Annotated in this window: 17 protein-coding genes; all 17 read right to left on the reverse strand. The window is 27.5% G+C overall.

Annotated features, from left to right (window positions below; genetic code table 11):
- Positions 1 to 43 precede the first annotated feature (43 nt).
- Positions 44 to 790, reverse strand: a complete 747-nt coding sequence (locus tag I0K12_RS06465; RefSeq protein ID WP_196886342.1) for a glycosyltransferase family 2 protein — start codon at positions 788 to 790, stop codon at positions 44 to 46.
- Complete coding sequence (locus tag I0K12_RS06470; protein ID WP_196886343.1) at positions 791 to 2,074, reverse strand: phenylacetate--CoA ligase family protein; 1,284 nt, start codon at positions 2,072 to 2,074, stop codon at positions 791 to 793.
- A 70-nt stretch (positions 2,075 to 2,144) separates the two neighbouring features.
- Complete coding sequence (locus I0K12_RS06475) at positions 2,145 to 3,191, reverse strand: COX15/CtaA family protein (protein ID WP_196886344.1); 1,047 nt, start codon at positions 3,189 to 3,191, stop codon at positions 2,145 to 2,147.
- Between the two features lie 113 nt (positions 3,192 to 3,304).
- Complete coding sequence (locus I0K12_RS06480) at positions 3,305 to 4,315, reverse strand: glycosyltransferase family 4 protein (protein ID WP_196886345.1); 1,011 nt, start codon at positions 4,313 to 4,315, stop codon at positions 3,305 to 3,307.
- Complete coding sequence (locus tag I0K12_RS06485; protein WP_196886346.1) at positions 4,287 to 5,606, reverse strand: O-antigen ligase family protein; 1,320 nt, start codon at positions 5,604 to 5,606, stop codon at positions 4,287 to 4,289. Before I0K12_RS06485 ends, I0K12_RS06480 begins: the two co-directional genes overlap by 29 nt.
- Positions 5,607 to 5,629: 23 nt before the next feature.
- The gene (locus I0K12_RS06490; RefSeq protein WP_196886347.1) at positions 5,630 to 6,712 is read right to left on the reverse strand and encodes a glycosyltransferase; all 1,083 of its coding nucleotides are present in this window, start codon (positions 6,710 to 6,712) and stop codon (positions 5,630 to 5,632) included.
- Between the two features lie 29 nt (positions 6,713 to 6,741).
- Positions 6,742 to 7,854, reverse strand: coding sequence for a glycosyltransferase (locus I0K12_RS06495; RefSeq protein ID WP_196886348.1), 1,113 nt, complete (start codon positions 7,852 to 7,854; stop codon positions 6,742 to 6,744).
- Positions 7,854 to 8,471, reverse strand: coding sequence for an HAD family hydrolase (locus I0K12_RS06500; RefSeq protein WP_196886349.1), 618 nt, complete (start codon positions 8,469 to 8,471; stop codon positions 7,854 to 7,856). Before I0K12_RS06500 ends, I0K12_RS06495 begins: the two co-directional genes overlap by 1 nt.
- Positions 8,464 to 9,189 carry a 3-deoxy-manno-octulosonate cytidylyltransferase gene (locus I0K12_RS06505; protein ID WP_196886351.1) on the reverse strand — a complete coding sequence of 242 codons (726 nt, stop codon included), beginning with the start codon at positions 9,187 to 9,189 and terminating at the stop codon, positions 8,464 to 8,466. Before I0K12_RS06505 ends, I0K12_RS06500 begins: the two co-directional genes overlap by 8 nt.
- Positions 9,190 to 9,192: 3 nt before the next feature.
- On the reverse strand, positions 9,193 to 10,713 hold the full coding sequence (locus I0K12_RS06510) for a hypothetical protein (RefSeq protein WP_196886353.1): 1,521 nt from the start codon (positions 10,711 to 10,713) through the stop codon (positions 9,193 to 9,195).
- The gene (locus I0K12_RS06515; RefSeq protein ID WP_196886355.1) at positions 10,710 to 11,495 is read right to left on the reverse strand and encodes a hypothetical protein; all 786 of its coding nucleotides are present in this window, start codon (positions 11,493 to 11,495) and stop codon (positions 10,710 to 10,712) included. The genes I0K12_RS06510 and I0K12_RS06515 overlap by 4 nt, the downstream gene beginning before the upstream one ends.
- Before the next feature lie 8 nt (positions 11,496 to 11,503).
- Positions 11,504 to 12,649 (reverse strand): glycosyltransferase family 4 protein, encoded by a 1,146-nt coding sequence (locus I0K12_RS06520; RefSeq protein ID WP_196886357.1) that lies wholly within the window; start codon positions 12,647 to 12,649, stop codon positions 11,504 to 11,506.
- A gap of 4 nt (positions 12,650 to 12,653) precedes the next feature.
- Positions 12,654 to 14,039: a hypothetical protein gene (locus I0K12_RS06525; RefSeq protein ID WP_196886359.1), complete on the reverse strand. Its 1,386-nt coding sequence runs from the start codon at positions 14,037 to 14,039 to the stop codon at positions 12,654 to 12,656.
- Positions 14,039 to 14,977, reverse strand: a complete 939-nt coding sequence (locus I0K12_RS06530; protein WP_196886361.1) for an NAD(P)-dependent oxidoreductase — start codon at positions 14,975 to 14,977, stop codon at positions 14,039 to 14,041. Before I0K12_RS06530 ends, I0K12_RS06525 begins: the two co-directional genes overlap by 1 nt.
- A gap of 1 nt (position 14,978) precedes the next feature.
- Entirely contained in the window at positions 14,979 to 15,671 is a 693-nt protein-coding gene (locus tag I0K12_RS06535; RefSeq protein WP_196886363.1) for a cytidylyltransferase domain-containing protein, read from the reverse strand.
- Positions 15,672 to 16,826 carry a UDP-N-acetylglucosamine 2-epimerase gene (neuC, locus tag I0K12_RS06540; RefSeq protein WP_196886365.1) on the reverse strand — a complete coding sequence of 385 codons (1,155 nt, stop codon included), beginning with the start codon at positions 16,824 to 16,826 and terminating at the stop codon, positions 15,672 to 15,674.
- 33 nt (positions 16,827 to 16,859) lie between these two features.
- On the reverse strand, positions 16,860 to 17,858 hold the full coding sequence (locus I0K12_RS06545; protein ID WP_196886367.1) for an N-acetylneuraminate synthase family protein: 999 nt from the start codon (positions 17,856 to 17,858) through the stop codon (positions 16,860 to 16,862).
- Position 17,859 lies beyond the last annotated feature (1 nt).

Below are 17,859 nucleotides of genomic sequence, written 5' to 3' on the forward strand. Positions count from 1 at the left end.
AAAAGTATTAATTTTGCTGAGTAAATCATAACTTATAATAAATTTATTTCTTTAAAAGTTTTAAAATAACATTGAATATTAAATAATAAAAAGCTCTTAATATAGAAAATTTTTCAATCTCTCTAAATAATTTCCAATTCCATTTTAACAAGTCAATTTTATTTGATGAAACTGAAATTTCTCTAATTCTATATAAAGCTAAAGATTCTTCAAGAGCATAAGCATAATCTACTTGTTTAAGTAATTTTAACCAAAGTGCAAAATCCTGTCGTTTACGAATCAAAGGCATTTGAAAATCTGAAAAATATTTTACATCAAACATAACCGTTAAACACCCCATTACATTATTTTTCAACAATTTACTGTATGAAACTTTACCTTCTACAAGTCTTGAACTATCTAAAGAAACTCCTTCTTCATCAATACAATCATATGAAGTATAAGTGATTTTAGCATTATTTTTAATCATAAAATCAAGTTGCTTTTCCAGTTTATTATTTTTCCATAAATCATCACTATCTAAAAAAGCTACAAAATCTCCACTTACTCTCTCTAATGCGTAATTTCGTGTATGCGCTGCACCCATATTTTCTTTTAGAGAAAAAAGTTTTATTCTAGAATCTTTAATTGACAAATTTTTAATAATAGAAACAGAATTATCTGTTGATTTGTCATCAACTATTAGCATTTCCCAATTTTCATAAGTCTGAGATTGAACACTTTTAATTGTTTTTTCTATATATTTCTCAGAATTATAACAAGGAGTTATAATAGAAACTTTTCTATTCATTTAATTAATATTTGATATAAAACTTTTTAATTTTCCTTTTTTTGACTGAATATTAGTTTTATCATTTATTCTAATATTCATATCTGTTTTGAAATATTTTTTTATTTCAGTTTCAAGGAGTTCAGTTTCATTATTAGTCAAAGTTTGTTCAATTTTAAACTCTAATTCACCTTTTTTATTTTGTATTACTTGATAGTTTAACAAAAGCTGATGTTCTTTGTCTAAATTTTTAAAAATATAATAGAAATAAAAACTCGGATAAATATTTGATATTCCATACACTTCCTCTCCTATTCTTCCAGTAATTTCTTCTAAAATATGATGTTTCATCCCACATTTACATATCTTTTCTTTAGAAGCTAATCTTATATAATCTCCAAGCTTATATCGAATTATTGGAAATGATTCTAATTGTAAATTTGTTATCAAAATTTCTTGATCAATTTCCTCTACAATCACTCCTTCCATATTTAAATGCATGTTTCCTTCAGGACATTCAAATGCGATAATCCCAGATTCGGTTGCTCCATATTCACTTGAGATTTTCAAGCCAAAAGCTTTTTGAATTTCTTCTCTATATCTATCCTTTATTTTTTCAGAAGTTCCTTTTACTAATTTTAATTTCTTTGGTTTTGGTAAATTATTTTCATTGATAAGCTTTGCTACCTGATAAATTGTAGAAGAATATCCATGAATTAAAGAAGCATTTTTAAGTTTATTTACAAAAGATTTGAACTCATTTTCTTCATAACTAAACAATCTAAAACGATTTTGTAAACTATCTAAAATTTTTGTTTTGATTTGTTTTGATTTCGAAAAACTAAATCCCCAAAAATAACCATTACTTTCCCAAGGTTTTAAATCATACCACGAATATCCTCTAAAAATACTTGCTCTATTAAAAGAATCTGCTTCTTCATTTCTCTTAAATGAAAGAGAATTTCCCGTTGTACCAGAAGTTGATGCTATAAATATTTTCTGAAATTTATTACTAGAATGAAGTGAATCTACATTCGACAACAAATCGTTTTTAGTCAAAATTGGCAATTTTTTTAAATCGTCTAAAGATTTAATATCATTTGGTTTCACACCAATTTGGTCAAAAGATTCTTTATAAAACTCTGTTGAATTATAAGCTATAGAAACAATTTTTTGAAGTCTTTTTAACTGGTAAATTTCCAACTGAGAAATCGACCATTTTTCAGATTCTTTCAAAAAATCATATGTTTTTTCTAAAGAAGGATTACGTAATTTTTGTCCTAATAAAAAGATTTGTTTAAACATGTATTCTGGTTAATTAAATAAAAAAAGACACTATTTTACTAGCGTCTTTAATTTATCTTTTATTGTATAATTAAGTTAAAAATGGCTTATTTTCACTTCTAAAGAAATACCTTGTTATTACTAAAGTTATCAATAAAGCTACTGCACCTAATTGATGTAAAACTCCAAGAGTTACCGGTACATGCATTAATAAAGTTAGTACTCCAAGAACAAATTGGAAAACAACTATAATTCCTAACCAAGTTACTAGTCTGAATTGTCTTCCTTTTAAAGAAACTTTTTTTGCTTTCCAGATTAAAACTCCAACAGATAAGACTACTAAAACGGCAATCCATCTATGAACAAATTGAACAGAAATAGGATCTTCTACAAAAGTTAAAACTCCAATTTGATTTAATCTTGATGGAATTTCTGAAGCTATCCAGCTATCTCCCATTTTGGGAAAAGTTCCATAAATCAATCCTGCCTTTAATCCTGCTACAAAAGCTCCATAAATAATTTGAATAACTGTAATAATTATTGAAATATTTGTCCACTTTTTAAAAGATTTTAATTTTTCACCTACAAAGTCTTTTTCAGGATAAAGTAATTTCAGAGCAATCCAAAGAATGTAACAACATAAGAAAAGTGCTGTAATGAAATGAATTGCAAGTCGAAAGTGACTTACATTTGGATCATTTACCAATCCACTTTTTACCATAAACCATCCGATAAATCCTTGTAACCCTCCTAAAAAGAAAATTACAATTAAGTTTTTCATCAAACGCTTATCTTTAATTTTATTGGTGAATAAAAAGTATAAGAATGGAATTAAGAATACGAATCCAATAATTCTTCCTAAAAGACGGTGAATATATTCCCACCAAAAAATAGATTTGAATTCATCTACAGTGAAGTGATAATTTTTTATTTTATACTCAGGTGAGGTTTTATAATTTTCAAACTCTGCCATCCATTGTGTTTCATTCAGTGGTGGTAGCGTTCCTGAAATTGGTTTCCAGTTTACCATTGATAAACCTGAATGTGTTAATCTTGTAATCCCCCCGATTACAACCATTGTGATTACTAAAAATACCCCAGTTAGCAACCAAATTGCGACCTTTTTTCTATCAGTCATATTTTCATTTTGTATTCCTAAACTTATCACAGTTATATACTATGATAAACTTCGATTATTTCTTATGCAAAAATATTACATAGACTTTATTTTTTCATGAAATTTTGTAAAAATTATTGAAGAATTTCAAACCATTTTTCTTTTACAACATTCCAATCAAAACTTTCTACTTTTTCTCTTGCATTTTTAGTAATAGTTGAAACTTTTCCTGGATTATCTAATAATAATTTGATAGCAGAAATCATTTCTTCTTTATTCTGTTTTGAAACTAAAATTGAATCTTTATCATTTTCTAATAAATATGGTAAACCTCCAACATTTGTAGAAACAATTGGTAATCCTAAAGCCATTGCTTCAATTACAGAAACTGGTGTATTATCTACATTAGTTGTATTTATGAAAACATCAAAGTCTTCAGATTTTTTATGCCAATCTTCTTTAGATAAAATCCCTGTGATTTCAACAGAATCTCTTAATTCTAAATCATCAATATATTTTTCAACATCTTTCTGGCAACCATCACGATCTGGACCAACCATACAAAGTTTCGCATTTGGATAATCTTTTTGTAATTCTTTTAAAACATCAATTGCCAACCAAGGATTATAAATTTTTGCGAAAGCACGAACCCAATATAATTTTGGTTCTAATTTTTTTCTGTTTTTAAAAGGATAATTTTCAAGTTCAATATTATTTGGAATATAGACGGTTTTATAGTTTTCTTTATCAAAAGCTTCTTTTAAGTAATTTGAAGGCGCTATATTTTTCCATGAATTTGTAAATATCATACTTGATAATTTAGGTGAATTTTGCAACCTATTAGGCAAATTCCCTCCATGTAAAATAGGAATATATTTAATTTTAAAAATTTTGGCTAATTGAGAAATAATAAATGCATAATAAAAATTGGTCGTACTATAAGTATCGATTAAAATAATATCAGTTTTGATTCCTTTTTTAAAAAAAGTAAAAATCATATCTAATAAACGTAATAATTTATTGTTTTTTGACGAAGAACAATAAACTTCATAATTTTCACTACTTAAAAAAGAACTTAACGTTTCTATTGTTGTAGGATATTTTTTTCCTACTAGATTATTCCCAAAGTAAAGGATCTTCTTCATTTTTTTCTGTGATTGTTATTAAACTAATTCCATATAAAAATCCTGGAAATGCAAGTCTCATTGCAGAGTGATTAATCGTCATAAACCAAAATATTAAAAATGCACTTAAAAAAGCTTTATAAAGTAAAGGTTGTTTTAAAATATGAAATGCTGGAACAATTATTAATAATACTAAAATAATAATTCCAATAATTCCATGTTCTCCTAAAAGTCGACTAACTTCATTATGTGCAGTTGCAACAATTTTTTCACCACTTCCGATTCTTACATATTTTCCACTTCCTACTCCTATCCCAAATATTGGGTTTTCATATAGACTTTGTAAATCATTTTCAAAAATATGACCTCTTCCTGAGGTAATATCTTCTTTTACATTTCCTTTAAAACCTCTATTCGTATATCTATTGAAAAGTTGTCCTTTTGTTGCAATAATTCCATATGTCCATAAACTTATAACACCAACAATAGTTATAAGTGAATATTTTAAAAAATTTCTAGTTTTATTTTTAGATGCTAAAAAATAGAAAAATAAAAAAGACAATAGCATTGCTACACCTGTTAGTACTCCACCTCTTGAAAAAGTCATCATTCCACGAAATGCCATATAACCAAATAAAAGTAAATCTAGAAGTAAATATCCTGTAAATCGCTTTTTAAGAATTAAGTAAACTCCTATTACAAAAAAACCTACACCTAATGTAGTAGAAACTTGATTTGGTCCAAATCCACCTGAAGCATCAAAATTTGAAGCTCCTCCAAATTTAATATCACTTAATGCTGGTGTTTTAAAAAATAAGTAACTAACAACAGCAACCATTGGTAAACCTAGGAAAAATATAAATTGTAAAATTGTTTTCTTGGAAAGTTTTCTTTGATAACAATATAATGCAGAAAAACACAAAGAAATAGGACCACTTAAATTAAACATAACTGCTTTACGAATAGATTCTGGATATGGGACTTTTGTAAAAGCAATTCCTACCAAAAACAATAAAGTAACATAAATGTAAACTGGAAAAAGAATATGTTTTCTTTTTTCTACAATCATACCAAAAGTTAAAAGAATAATCACCAAATATTTCGTCAACTCCCAAGATAAAACACTATTTGTCATTCTAAAAAACACCTCAGCACCAACAAAATAACTTGTCCAAATTAATGCTTCGTTATTCTTATTTTTTGTTCTATAAATCGCTATAATAGCGATTAAAATTAAACTTGCAGTAAAAAGTTTACCTAAAAACCCAATAGGAAATATAAATCCAAGCAATAAATGTGCAAGGATAAACAATATTTTTTTATTTTGGAAAAAACTCAACATGAATAATAAATTTCTTGTATCTGTTTAAGAATTACTCTTTTGGAATAATTTTCTTTTAAATATTCCGAAAGTAAATCTGCTTTTTGAAGAGATTCTTCTTTATTTTCTAATGTTTTAATAATTGCATTCCCTAAAGCTTCTGCATTTTTTATAGGAACTAATTCACCATATTTTCCATTTTCTAAAACAGTTGAACATTGTCCAACATCTGTAACAACTATTGGTAAATTTGACATTCCATATTCCAATAAAGAGACTGGTAAACCTTCTGAATCTGAAGAAAGTACTCCAACAGAACTTTGTTTTAAAATATTTGAAACATCTGAGCAAGCTCCATAAAAATGAACTTTATCAGAAATTTTATAAAGCTCGACCAAATCATAAACAGATTTTGTATATTCAGATTGATATAATTTCCCTACTAAATGAAGCGTTGCTTCTGGAATTTTTGATTGAACTTTCTTAAAAGCTTGGACCAAATTTAAATGATTTTTCTCTGAACGAAATCCTGCAACACAAACAATTCTAAAATCTTTATGCCCTTTTAAAGTTGTTCTTTTTAAATCACTATTTAAATTTGAAAAATTCTGAATAAAATAAGAATTTTTGAATTTCAATTTTTGTTTGACCCATTCATTCAGTTCAAAACTTACATTAATTACTTTACTTGTGAAGAATAATTGACTTTTCAGGAAAATTTTTCTTTTTAAATCCGAATTTGTATTTGCACCTGTATGATTGTGCCAAACGATTTTAATTGGCGAATAAAGTAACTTTACTAAACAAGAAAAAAATAGAGAAGTTGTATGTACATGAATAATTTTAATGTCATTTTTCTTTAAAAATTGAATCAATAATTGAACAGCCGAAAAATCAAAAGTCTTCTTCTTATTCAAGAATAAATATTCTACTTCTGGCAACAGATTCTTCTTTAAATCTCCTTCTTCTCTTGTGCTACATAAAAAAGTTTTCTGATTTGATTGTGTTAAGCTATTTGCAATATTAACCGCCATCATTTCAGCTCCTCCAACATTCAAAGAATCAATTAATTGTATTACTTTTCTTTCTTCTTGCATTTCTAAAATTTCGTCAAAAATAGTTTAAATTATAATATTTTACTGATTTCTGTTTCAAATTTTTCTAAAGTATAATTTTGTGACCAATTTGCCCCATTTTCAGAATGTTCTGTATATTTATTTTTATTAGAAAAATAGGATGAAACTGTTTCAACAATAGATTCTAATGAATCCGAAACGATACTTCCTCTAGAGCCATTTCCTAACATAAAAGGAACACAAGAAACTTTCGTTGTAATTGGAACACATTTCCAAAACATAGCTTCCGCAACTACTTTTGGCCAACCTTCAGATTTAGAAATGAAAATTAAAAAATGTGACTTTTGAAAAGCTTTTTTTACAGTTTCACTTGACACATTTCCATGTAAAACGATTTTTTCTTGTAAATTATTTTCTAAAATATAATTTTCCAATTTTTTTCGTTCTACTCCTTCTCCATACATATTTAAAACTACATCATGTCCTTTTTTCAAAAGCTCATGTGCTGCTTTCACACTTAAAATCGGCTGTTTTCCAGTACTTAATGCTCCAACAAACATTAAATCAACGGTTTCGTTTAATGTTTTTGAATTAATTTCTTCAATTTCAGATTTATGATAAGTTGCAGTAAAAAATGGTAAAATATTTTTTGTTTGATTTTCCCATTCACCATAAACCAAAACTTTCATATTTTTTGTCAAAAACGTATTTGATAAAATCCATTTTTGAATCTTATAAGTAAATGGTTGTTTTGATTCTGGATCCCAATTTCCGGCATATTTTGCTGTTTTTGGTTTGGAAGGAAATAAAATTTGCACAAAACAACCTAATAAACCAATATTTCCTGGACAACGTAAATGAATATGATCTGCCCATTTCATCGATTTATAAATTTGAATTAAAATAGATGGAATTACAAATAGTGATTTTACTAAATTTTTTAAAGAAGTTATATTAAATTCTTTAATCTTAATAAACTCTAATCTTTCATGACGATATGCCAATTCATTTGAATGGATTTCATCAGTTGAAATTGGAGCAACTACTTGTAATTCCTTCGTATATTTTTCCCAAATTTGCATTTCTCTCACATAAGGAGCATAGGAAAACCATTCATTTTCCTTTTTTTTATGAACTGCGTGTGTGATGATTGTAAATTTCACTATTCAAATGAATTAATATAATTCCCTAACTCTTCCAAGTTTTTATTATTATACCCGTAGAAAGAAATTTCATTAGCAGTTGCCGCTTCATAATCATTAATGGAATCTCCAATTAAAGCAAAATACGAATTTTCAATATCTGTATTTGCTTTTAAAATTGTTACTACATTTTCTATTTTAGCAATTGGTGATCCATATATTTTTTCAAAATAACGATTAATATTTAATGATTCACAAATATGATTTAATTCTTTTTGATCAGAACCAGAAGCAATATACATTGTAATTTTTTCGTGATTATTTTTAATAAAATCAACAACTTCTTTATTTAATAATTCTTCTTTTATTAAATTTTGAAGCATTACTTCTGAAAATCTTTTTGCCCAATTATTTACTTCTTCTTCTGTAATACTTTCATTTCTGATTTCTTCAAAAAAATATCGAAATTTCACATATCTTGATAATCCACCATTTGCTTGATGAAAATCTAAAAGAGCATCAACTTGATCTTTTGGAAAATCTTTTAAAACATCCACAAAACCATTATCTCTTACTTCATTTGAGAACATGATAACACCATCAAAATCCCAAATTATTATTTTTTTATTCTTAATCATTTTTTAGAATTTTTATTACTTTTTCAAGATCTTCAGGATAATCCACAGGAACAGAATCTTTAGATAATTCCACCATTCGAATATCATATCCTAACTCTAGAAAACGTAAAATTTCAATATCTTCAATATTTTCAAAAAGCGTTTTCCCATTTGTTTGTGTAAAATTTTCTAAAGCTTGTTTAGGAAAAGCATAAATACAAACTTGACGAAAACCTTTTACAAATTCCTTTGTTTTATTAAAAGGAATAGGAGCTCTAGACATATAAAGTAAACGCTTATCTTCTCTAAAAACTACTTTAGGTAAACCAACACTTAGAAAGTCTTCTTCATTATCGATTTCACAATAACCATTAATAATTTCTCCATCATGTTCACTGATTAAATCATATACTTTTTTAATGTCTTGTGAATTAATCACTGGTTCATCTCCTTGTACATTAATATAATAATCCGCTTCAACAACTTTTGCAAATTCAGCAATTCTATCAGTTCCTGTCAAACAATCTTCACTTGTTAACACAACATTAAAACCTAAAGATTCACAATGTTCTGAAATTTCTGTTGCATCTGTTGCGACATAAACTAGTTCTTTTGGAATTACCTCTAAACATTTTTCATAGACTCTTTGAATCATCGACTTTCCTAAAATATCAATCAACGGTTTTTTAGGAAATCTTGTAGATTTTAAACGAGCCGGAATTACAACTACAGTTTTCATTAATTACAATAATTTATACACAGAATTTGTTGGAATTGAATTATACAATGTTGGTGTGATTGCATTATACGTAATTCCTTTTTTAGAAAAATCTTTAAATAATTTAATATTTTCTTCAAATAATTCTTGATCCTTTTGTACAATTTTTCCGTCAGCATAACCATCAAAACCTGTAAATAAAACCTCATCAACTTCTAATTCAATAGATAATTGCATTGCAATTGCCAAATGAGAGTCTTTCACAATTTTTGTGAATTCAATTTGCTCTAGTTCATAGGTTACATCTGAAATTTTTTCAGGCACATATGTTCCCATCACTCTTGGAGTTGGTGGTAAAATACATTGACCATTAAAATTATCTAAAGGTTTAAATACTTTTTTAATACGTAAACCTTCGTTTCCAACTAAGCAAAAATATTGATCAGCAGAAGTATTTGAATAAACATTTGCATTTTTAGAAGATGCATGAATTACACAAATATCTTTTTCTGCTTCTAGAAGTTCTAAAATTGCACTACTATGATTAATTGCTGTTTTTCCTCCTCCAATAATTAATGCTTTTTTATATTCTTTTTTTGGCGTAAAAGTTTTATATGTATTCGAAGAAGCATCTTCGTTTAAAGCTCTTACAACACTATTTAAAGAATAGAATTTCTTAGAAACCCATTCCATAACATTTTTCTGCGGTAAAGAACGAATTCCAGAAACCATATATGGTAATGAAGTTCCCCAATTATACTCTTCTTTTAAATTACTAAAAGCACTTGTTACTTCACTTAATGCATCAAAATCAACAGGAATTTTTTGTGTTTTATTTAAAACCGAAAGTAATAATTCTGTCTTTAAGTTTCCAGCTCCTCTTCCCATTCCTGTGATAGTAGAATCTATCAAAGTTGCTCCAGCTTCCATTGCTGTTAAAGAATTAATTAAAGCTAATTCTATATTATTATGCCCATGAAAACCAACTTCAACATCTGTTTTAGATTTAACATATTGGATTTTTTCTCTTACAAAATCAGGAAAAACACTTCCAAAAGAATCTACTAAATAAAAATAATCAACCTGTCCAGAAAGTTGTGGTAAAACCAAATCAATTTCTTCATACTTATCCCATTCAGATAAATACATAACATTAAAAGCAACTTTTAAATCGTATTTTTTAATTTCTTTTGCTAAATCTAACGCATCAAAAACATTTTCAGGTTTAACTGCAATTCTTACTAAATCAATATATTGAATACATGAAGAAAGAAGATAATCTAAGTCCTTTTTCTCTACACTTTTTTGATCAATTAAAATTGCAATTTCTTTATCTGTATTTTCTTTTATTTTTGCTAAAGTATTAATTGGCGTATAAAAATATTCTCCTTGATATCCTTCATGTATAATATTTCTATAACCAACTTCAATAATATCAATTGGTAATTTATTTATCGATTCAAAATATATTTTCTGAATATTTTCATTAAAGTCCCAGTTAGTATAATAACCTCCATCTCTAAATGTACAATCTAATATTTTCATTTATTTGTGTTATTTATGAAATAAGAAAAATTATTTATATAAGAAAGTTCTTGTTGACAAGCTTCTATAAACTTTTTCATTTTATTTTTATTTTCATCTCGCATTGCAACATGTCGTGGTAAAGTTTTAGAACCATCGAAATATTGCTTTCCTCCTTCTCCTGCATCTAAACCGTAAATATTAAAATTTTGAAGATTATCAAACTTAGAGGTCAACCAAATTCCATAACCATACAACATCAATCCACTATTAGAATCTGGATTTGGAGTTTCAATATTTTTAGAAACAAAATCAAGTCTTTCACTATAATAATTGACTTTATTTAGTTCTACTAAATTTTCATTATTTGTAATTACAATTGGAAAAGGAAATTTTCTTCTTTGTAAATATTTTTTAATATAATTTATTGTCATCGCTCCAAAACCATTTCCACCAGAATGTGTTGGAATTTCTATAATAACAAGTTTCGGATTGTATTTTAAACCAAAAAGTAAAAATTTTCTTAGATAACCTAAGTCTTTAATCACATGAACAAAATCATATTTTCCTTCTAAATATAAATAAGAAGAATTAGTTGTTAAATATAAAGTTTCGCTATTTGGTTTACATAAATTTAAAGAAGGTCCAGAAGCAAACATCGTGATTTCTTTATATTTTCCAATAAAATCTTTTAAATCTAAAAAAGATAATTTCTTTGAATTCCCTAAAAAATTATAGAACATTAATAATTTCGAAAAATGCGGATATTTATTCGTGTATTTTATTTTGTCAGAAACGTTCATTTCTTTAATTATTTTATTATTGATTTAAAAAATCTAACATTATCTTTTACTATTTTCTCTGTTTCAAATGTATCTGAAATAAATATTTTTGATTTCTCCGCACGCTGTAAAGCAGCTTCATAATTTTCAAAAACAGATGCTATTTTTAATGCAATATCTTCTGGAGAATTCGGATCGCAAAGCAAAGCAGTTTCACCATCTTTTATACATTCTTTTGCTGGTCCAATATTTGAACCTAAAAATGGTTTTTTAGATGCTAAAACTTCTAACCATGCTAAAGGCATTGCTTCCATATGTGAAGGATATACACAAATATCATGTGCGCTGATAACTTCCGGGATAGTTGTATTTGGAACAACACCAATAAAATTTACATGTTTTTCAATCTGTAAATTTTTCACTTCTTTTTCTAATAACGCTTTATAACTTTCTCCTGTTTCTTTAATTTTCACATCAGGTCCAACTAAATCAACTACGATATTTGGGTATGTATCTCTTAAATAAGGAATTGCTTGTATTAATTGTCGAACTCCTTTTTTCTCCACCAAAGAACCAACATAAAGAATTTTATGAGAAATCGTATTTTTCACTTCTACATTTGAAAACCTTTCTGTAGAAATTGGATTGTAAATGACAGTATATTTTCTATCTTTTTGCTCCAATAAATCTAGTGTTTCTTTTCCAACAAAATCACTTACAGCAACCAGTTCATCAGCTTTAGAAAAAGATTTTTTTTCTTGAAATACTTTCCATTTATTCAGAGGTCTATTTTCATATTTTGCAAAAAAATGATGTCCTCCATGCATTCGAATAATATATTTTATTCCAGTGATTTTCTTTAAAAAAGCCAAACCTAATTCTGCCGTTTCTATAACAGATATTGGCTTATTTTTATGAATTTTCTCAATTTCTTTATTTATTCTATACCTATTTTGAAGAAAACTTCCTTTCGGAATTTTACTTTTTGGTAAACGAATAATTTTAATACCATTTTCATTTTCTTCTTCTCGTTTTGGTATATTGTTTATTCCTAAAACAGTAATTTCAAAATTTTGAGAAACTAATTTACTAGCTAATGTTTTTAAAAAAGAGCCCACTCCACCATGTGGAACGTTTTTCTTCGGATATTCATTGGTGATAAAACAAATATGCATTTCTCTATTTATTTAAAATTACATTAACCAAATTATCACAAGCATTGTTTTTTTCATTCACAATACAATCAAACCACTTTTTATTCGAAAGCTTTTCTTTAGAATGTAAAGCTTTTTCTACAACAGTTTTAATTTCAGATTTATCATTTAGCCAATGAACTGAATTCTTATCAGGCATACTTCTAAAATGTTGAAATTTATAAATTGTATCCACAGACCAATCACTTTCTTTTTCTATATCATAATTAATATAAATTGCAGGTTTATTATGAATTGAAAAATCGTGCGCCATTGTAGACCCAACATTCACTACTGTATCACAATGCTTTACAACATTCATCAATTCTATAATATCTGAATATTTCGGATACACTAAATCCCACCCTATTTTAGTTCCTTCTAATGCCCATTCTGGATTTCCAACTTTTATAATGTGCTTATAATCTTCTAAAACCTTATCGAATCTATCAGAAAGATCTACAGGACATCTTCTAAAAAGAATTTGAGGTTGAGATTCTTTAGGAAAGTTTTCTATTTCTTTTGCTAAATGTTCTAAATAAATAGGATCAAATGGAGAAGTCTTTTTATCATCTCCTGAATAGCAAATTACTTTTCGATTTACATCTAAATTATGCTTTGTAAAAAACGCTTCTTTAGAACTATATAATTCTTCTTTATTATAAAACTCAAACTGTGGTGTTCCTGTAATTGTTACTTTATCTAAAGATATTTCTGGATAATATGTTTTCATTTCTTCTTTCATTAAAGAAGACCAAACAACATATTCATCTGTTCTCACAGAAAGTCTAGCTTTTGGCATATTATCCCAAGAAAAAATTGCTCCAACTGTTCGAATTCCCATTCTTTTTGCTTCTGTCATAATCGGAATCGCTTGAATCGCTCTTTGATGTGTACAAAAAACAACATCAACCTCATTTTTCTTTAAATATTCATTATAAACTTGTGGAATCTCTCTTATAACCAGTTTTTCATAATAAGATTCTAATTTTACAATATCTTGATAATTCTTAGAAATTTTCTTTCCATATAATTCAATTAAACCAAAAAGATATTTTTTGACACCTTGCTTTCTTGGCTTCCAATTATTAAGAATCGTTTCGTTTTTTTGTAATTTCGAATTATAAAGTAATCTTGAATAAGAAATTAATTCTCGAATAAAAACCTGCGATTTTGTTTCTCTAAACAAAGGCATTCTTTCAAAAATAATCTTTTCATCTGAATATACTTTTTTGATTTCTTCTATGGCAGAATTTGATAAAGTATGCCAAATGAATATTTCAGAATTATTTTCGATTAGTTTTTTTAATAAATCTGAATATAAATAATTTCTTATCCCAACTCCATCAGGAATTACTATACAAACTTTCATTAACTTAGAAATTTTAAAAATTTTTCTAATATAAACTCCTCTGTTTTCTCAATGGATTCATGCGTATTTCCGCCAATATGAGGAGTTAATATGATATTTTTATGCTTTTTAGCATATTGAAAAATAGGATTTGTTGTTATTTCTGGCTCTCCAAATAAAACATCTGAAGCATAACCAGAAACAATATTATTTTGCATCGAGTTTACCAAATCTTCTTCCAGGATTAATCCTCCTCTCGAAGTATTTACGATTAACATTCCTTTTTTCATGGTTTCAAAATAGGAAGTATCTATAATTTCATGATTTTCTTCATTATAAGGTAAATGAATCGATAAAACATCTACTTCTTGTAACATTTCTTTTACAGTATCACACTTTTTAAAATGTTTTGAAGTTTGCTTTTCTTTTGTATCAAAATAAAAAACTTGCATTCCAAAAGCATGTGCATAACCTGCTACAATTTCTCCTAATCTTCCTAAACCAAGAATTCCTATTTTCTTTTTATATAATTCTGAACCTTGAAAAAGTGTTCTGTCCCAAATTCCATTTTCTACATGTGTAATTGCTTTATCTGTTTTTCGAATTAAAGTCAAAAGTAATCCCCAAGTATGTTCAGCTGTTGCTCTTACTTCTTTTAAAAATTCAAATTCATTTTTCAAACTAATCACAGTAATTCCAAATTCTTCACAAGCTTTTAAATCTATATGATCTAAACCTGTTACAGCACATAAAATATATTTACATCTTGCTGTTTTTAAAATTTCTCTTGTAAGTTTATGATTTAAGCGAAACCAAAAAACATCACAATTTTGTAATGCTTCTTTTACATCTTTATCTGATTCTAATATGACGTATTCTATTGAAGAAACTTGTGTTAATCTATTTTCAACATTTCTATCAAGCTGCTCAATTCCAGAGATTTTTGTAATTAAATTCATATTATAACTCTCCTTTTTTCCAAAGTTTAATTAAAGCTTCTGTTATAATTAAATCTCTTTCTGTATCAACATTTGCCCATTTTGATTCAGGCATTATATATGCTTTTTTATTAGCAGTAATTACTTTTCCTTCTTTTTTGAAAATATCTGTTCTTACAGCATAAATACTTCCATTTCGAAGGTAAACTTTTGGTAACTCTTGTCTTCTTTTCTTTTCTAATTCTGGATTTAAAGAAATCATTTCTGCTTTTTCACCAAGTCTATACATTCTTGCAGGATGAATATCATCTAATTCAATCACAGAAACCACACTTTCAATTGTTTGATTTTCAGAAAACACTTTTATTACATTATCAATATCTTCTGTTTCACGAATCGGAGCAGTTGGTTGTAATAAAATAATAATATCATAATTTTCATCTAATTTCGATAAAACTTCATCAATTACTCCTTCTATCTTGGCAGTATCTGTAGCATTTTCCTTAGTACGTAATTGTACTTCACAACCTGCTTTTTCAGAAACTTCTTTAATTTCTAAATCATCTGTTGTAACAAGAAGTTTTGAAATTTTAGAACTTTTTAAAGCTGTATCAATTGTATAATGAATCAAAGGTTTTCCATCAACTTCTCTGATATTTTTTCTTAAAACACCTTTAGATCCTCCTCTTGCTGGTATAATTCCTAAAACTTTCATCTAATAAGTAATTGTTTTATGAAAATGTAAATCTGTTGTTGCTAAAACTTCTGCAATTCGTTCTCCTGAAAGTCCATCACCATAAATAGGATTGGATGGATATTCTTTAATTGTTGCTTGTTTTGAAATTGCTTCTTTAATTTCTTCTACATCATAATTAACATCTAAAACATTTTCTCCTCGTTGTCTTCTATTTTGTCTAGAACCAATATTCACTACAGGAACACCAAGAAAAGCACATTCGCGAATTCCTGCGCTTGAATTTCCAATCAAACAATTACTATTTTTTAATAAACGTAAGAAATCATGTGGTTCCATATTCTTAAAGAATCGAATATTTTTAGGTTTTACAGTTTCTCTAAAACTTCTAATTGCTCCTGAAGTTCCATCAGAACCCGCATCTACATTTGGCCAAAACCAAAACGTTGGAATTCCTAATTGTTCAACAGCTTCCAAAGTTTTGAAAGCATCTTCTCTTGCTTTATCAAATTCGGTAGTTACAGGATGTTGTAAAACAACAATGTATCCAGATTTCCAATCAAAATCTTCTCCTACTCCTCCATATTTTTCAATTGGATCATAATCTAGCGTTGGATTATCCATGATTTCTTTAACCAAATCCATCGAGGGACAACCTGTATTAATCACCATATCCTCATTTTCACCCATTTTCACCACTCTTTCCCTAGCATCATCAGAAGCTACAAGATGTAAATCCGCCAATTTTGTATTTGCATGACGAACTTTTTCATCAATATTTCCAGTAACTTCTCCTCCTTGAATATGAATTAGAGGAATATTTTGATATGCTGTCGCAATAGAAGTTGCAATTGTTTCAAATCTGTCTGCAATTGTCACAACAGCATCAGGTTTTAAGTTATAAAACACATTAGAAAGTTCCATAACGCCTATTCCTGTTGTTTTTGCCATTGCTGTCGGATTTTCACCTTCTAAAACCATGAAAACTTTTTCTGTGATTTCAAATCCATCAGCCTGAATCACATCTACAGCGTTTCCATATCTACCTAATAAAGCAGAACCAGCAACAACTAATTGTAATTCTAAATTTGGATGATTTTTAATTGCAACTAATGCAGATTTAATTCTACTATACGAAGGTCTTGCAGTTACTACAACACATATTTTTTTCTTCATATTCTTTCTATCAATATTTATTTAAACAGAATTTTAAACTAAATCTTCATAATTCAGAAAATCCCATTTTTGCATATCATGTTTTATTTCTTTACCAATAATTTCTTCATATTTCGAAGCTTCAATTCCGAAACCTTTTGGTTTTTTAGTTTCTAAATCTTCAAAAGAAATCACATGACCTGCTGGTAAGTTTTTATTTATTGCTAAAGATTTCTCAAAAATAGATTTTAATTCCGAGAATCTACTATTATCTGCTTTATTTATTGGATTATTTTTGGCAATTTCAATATTTCTAATCGCATCTACCATTTGTTTTGTTTCTTCCATTGTTAAAGAAGATTTTGCATCTGGTCCAAACATTTCTCTATGAAAAACTACATGAAACTCTAATATTTCAGCTCCTATAGCACAAGCTGCAATTCCTGTTTCAATTTTTGCAGAATGATCTGAAAATCCAACAGGCACATTATATCGTTTCTTTAATTCTAAAATAACATTAAAACCAAAATCTTTCGGATTTGTTGGATAAGAAGTTGTACACTGTAAAATTGAAAAATCTACATTTCTTTTTTCTAAAAAAGCAATTGTTTGATCTAACTCCTCAAAAGAACTCATTCCAGAAGAAATAATTACAGGTTTTCCTGTTCTTGCTATTTTTTCTAATAACACAAAATTATTTACTTCACCTGAACCTACTTTATATCTCTCAACACCAACTTCTTCTAATAAATCAACAGCAGTATTACTAAAAGGAGAACTCATAAATTCCAATCCAACCTGATCACAATGTTGTTTAATACCTTTCCATTGTTCCAAAGAAAACTCCATCCTTTTCCAATATTCATAGCGAGTATCATCTTGTTTCGAAAACTTCACTCGAAAAGGTTCATGAATACTACTTTCAGCTTCTGCAATATGTGTTTGAAATTTTATTGCATCAACTCCTGTTTTTGCCAAAGCATCAATATAAGAATGTAATAATCCTAAACTTCCATCATGTGCTTGTGCAATTTCTGCTATAATTTGTGTCATT

Source organism: Aureivirga sp. CE67 (genome assembly GCF_015767245.1).
GTDB lineage: Bacteria > Bacteroidota > Bacteroidia > Flavobacteriales > Flavobacteriaceae > Aureivirga.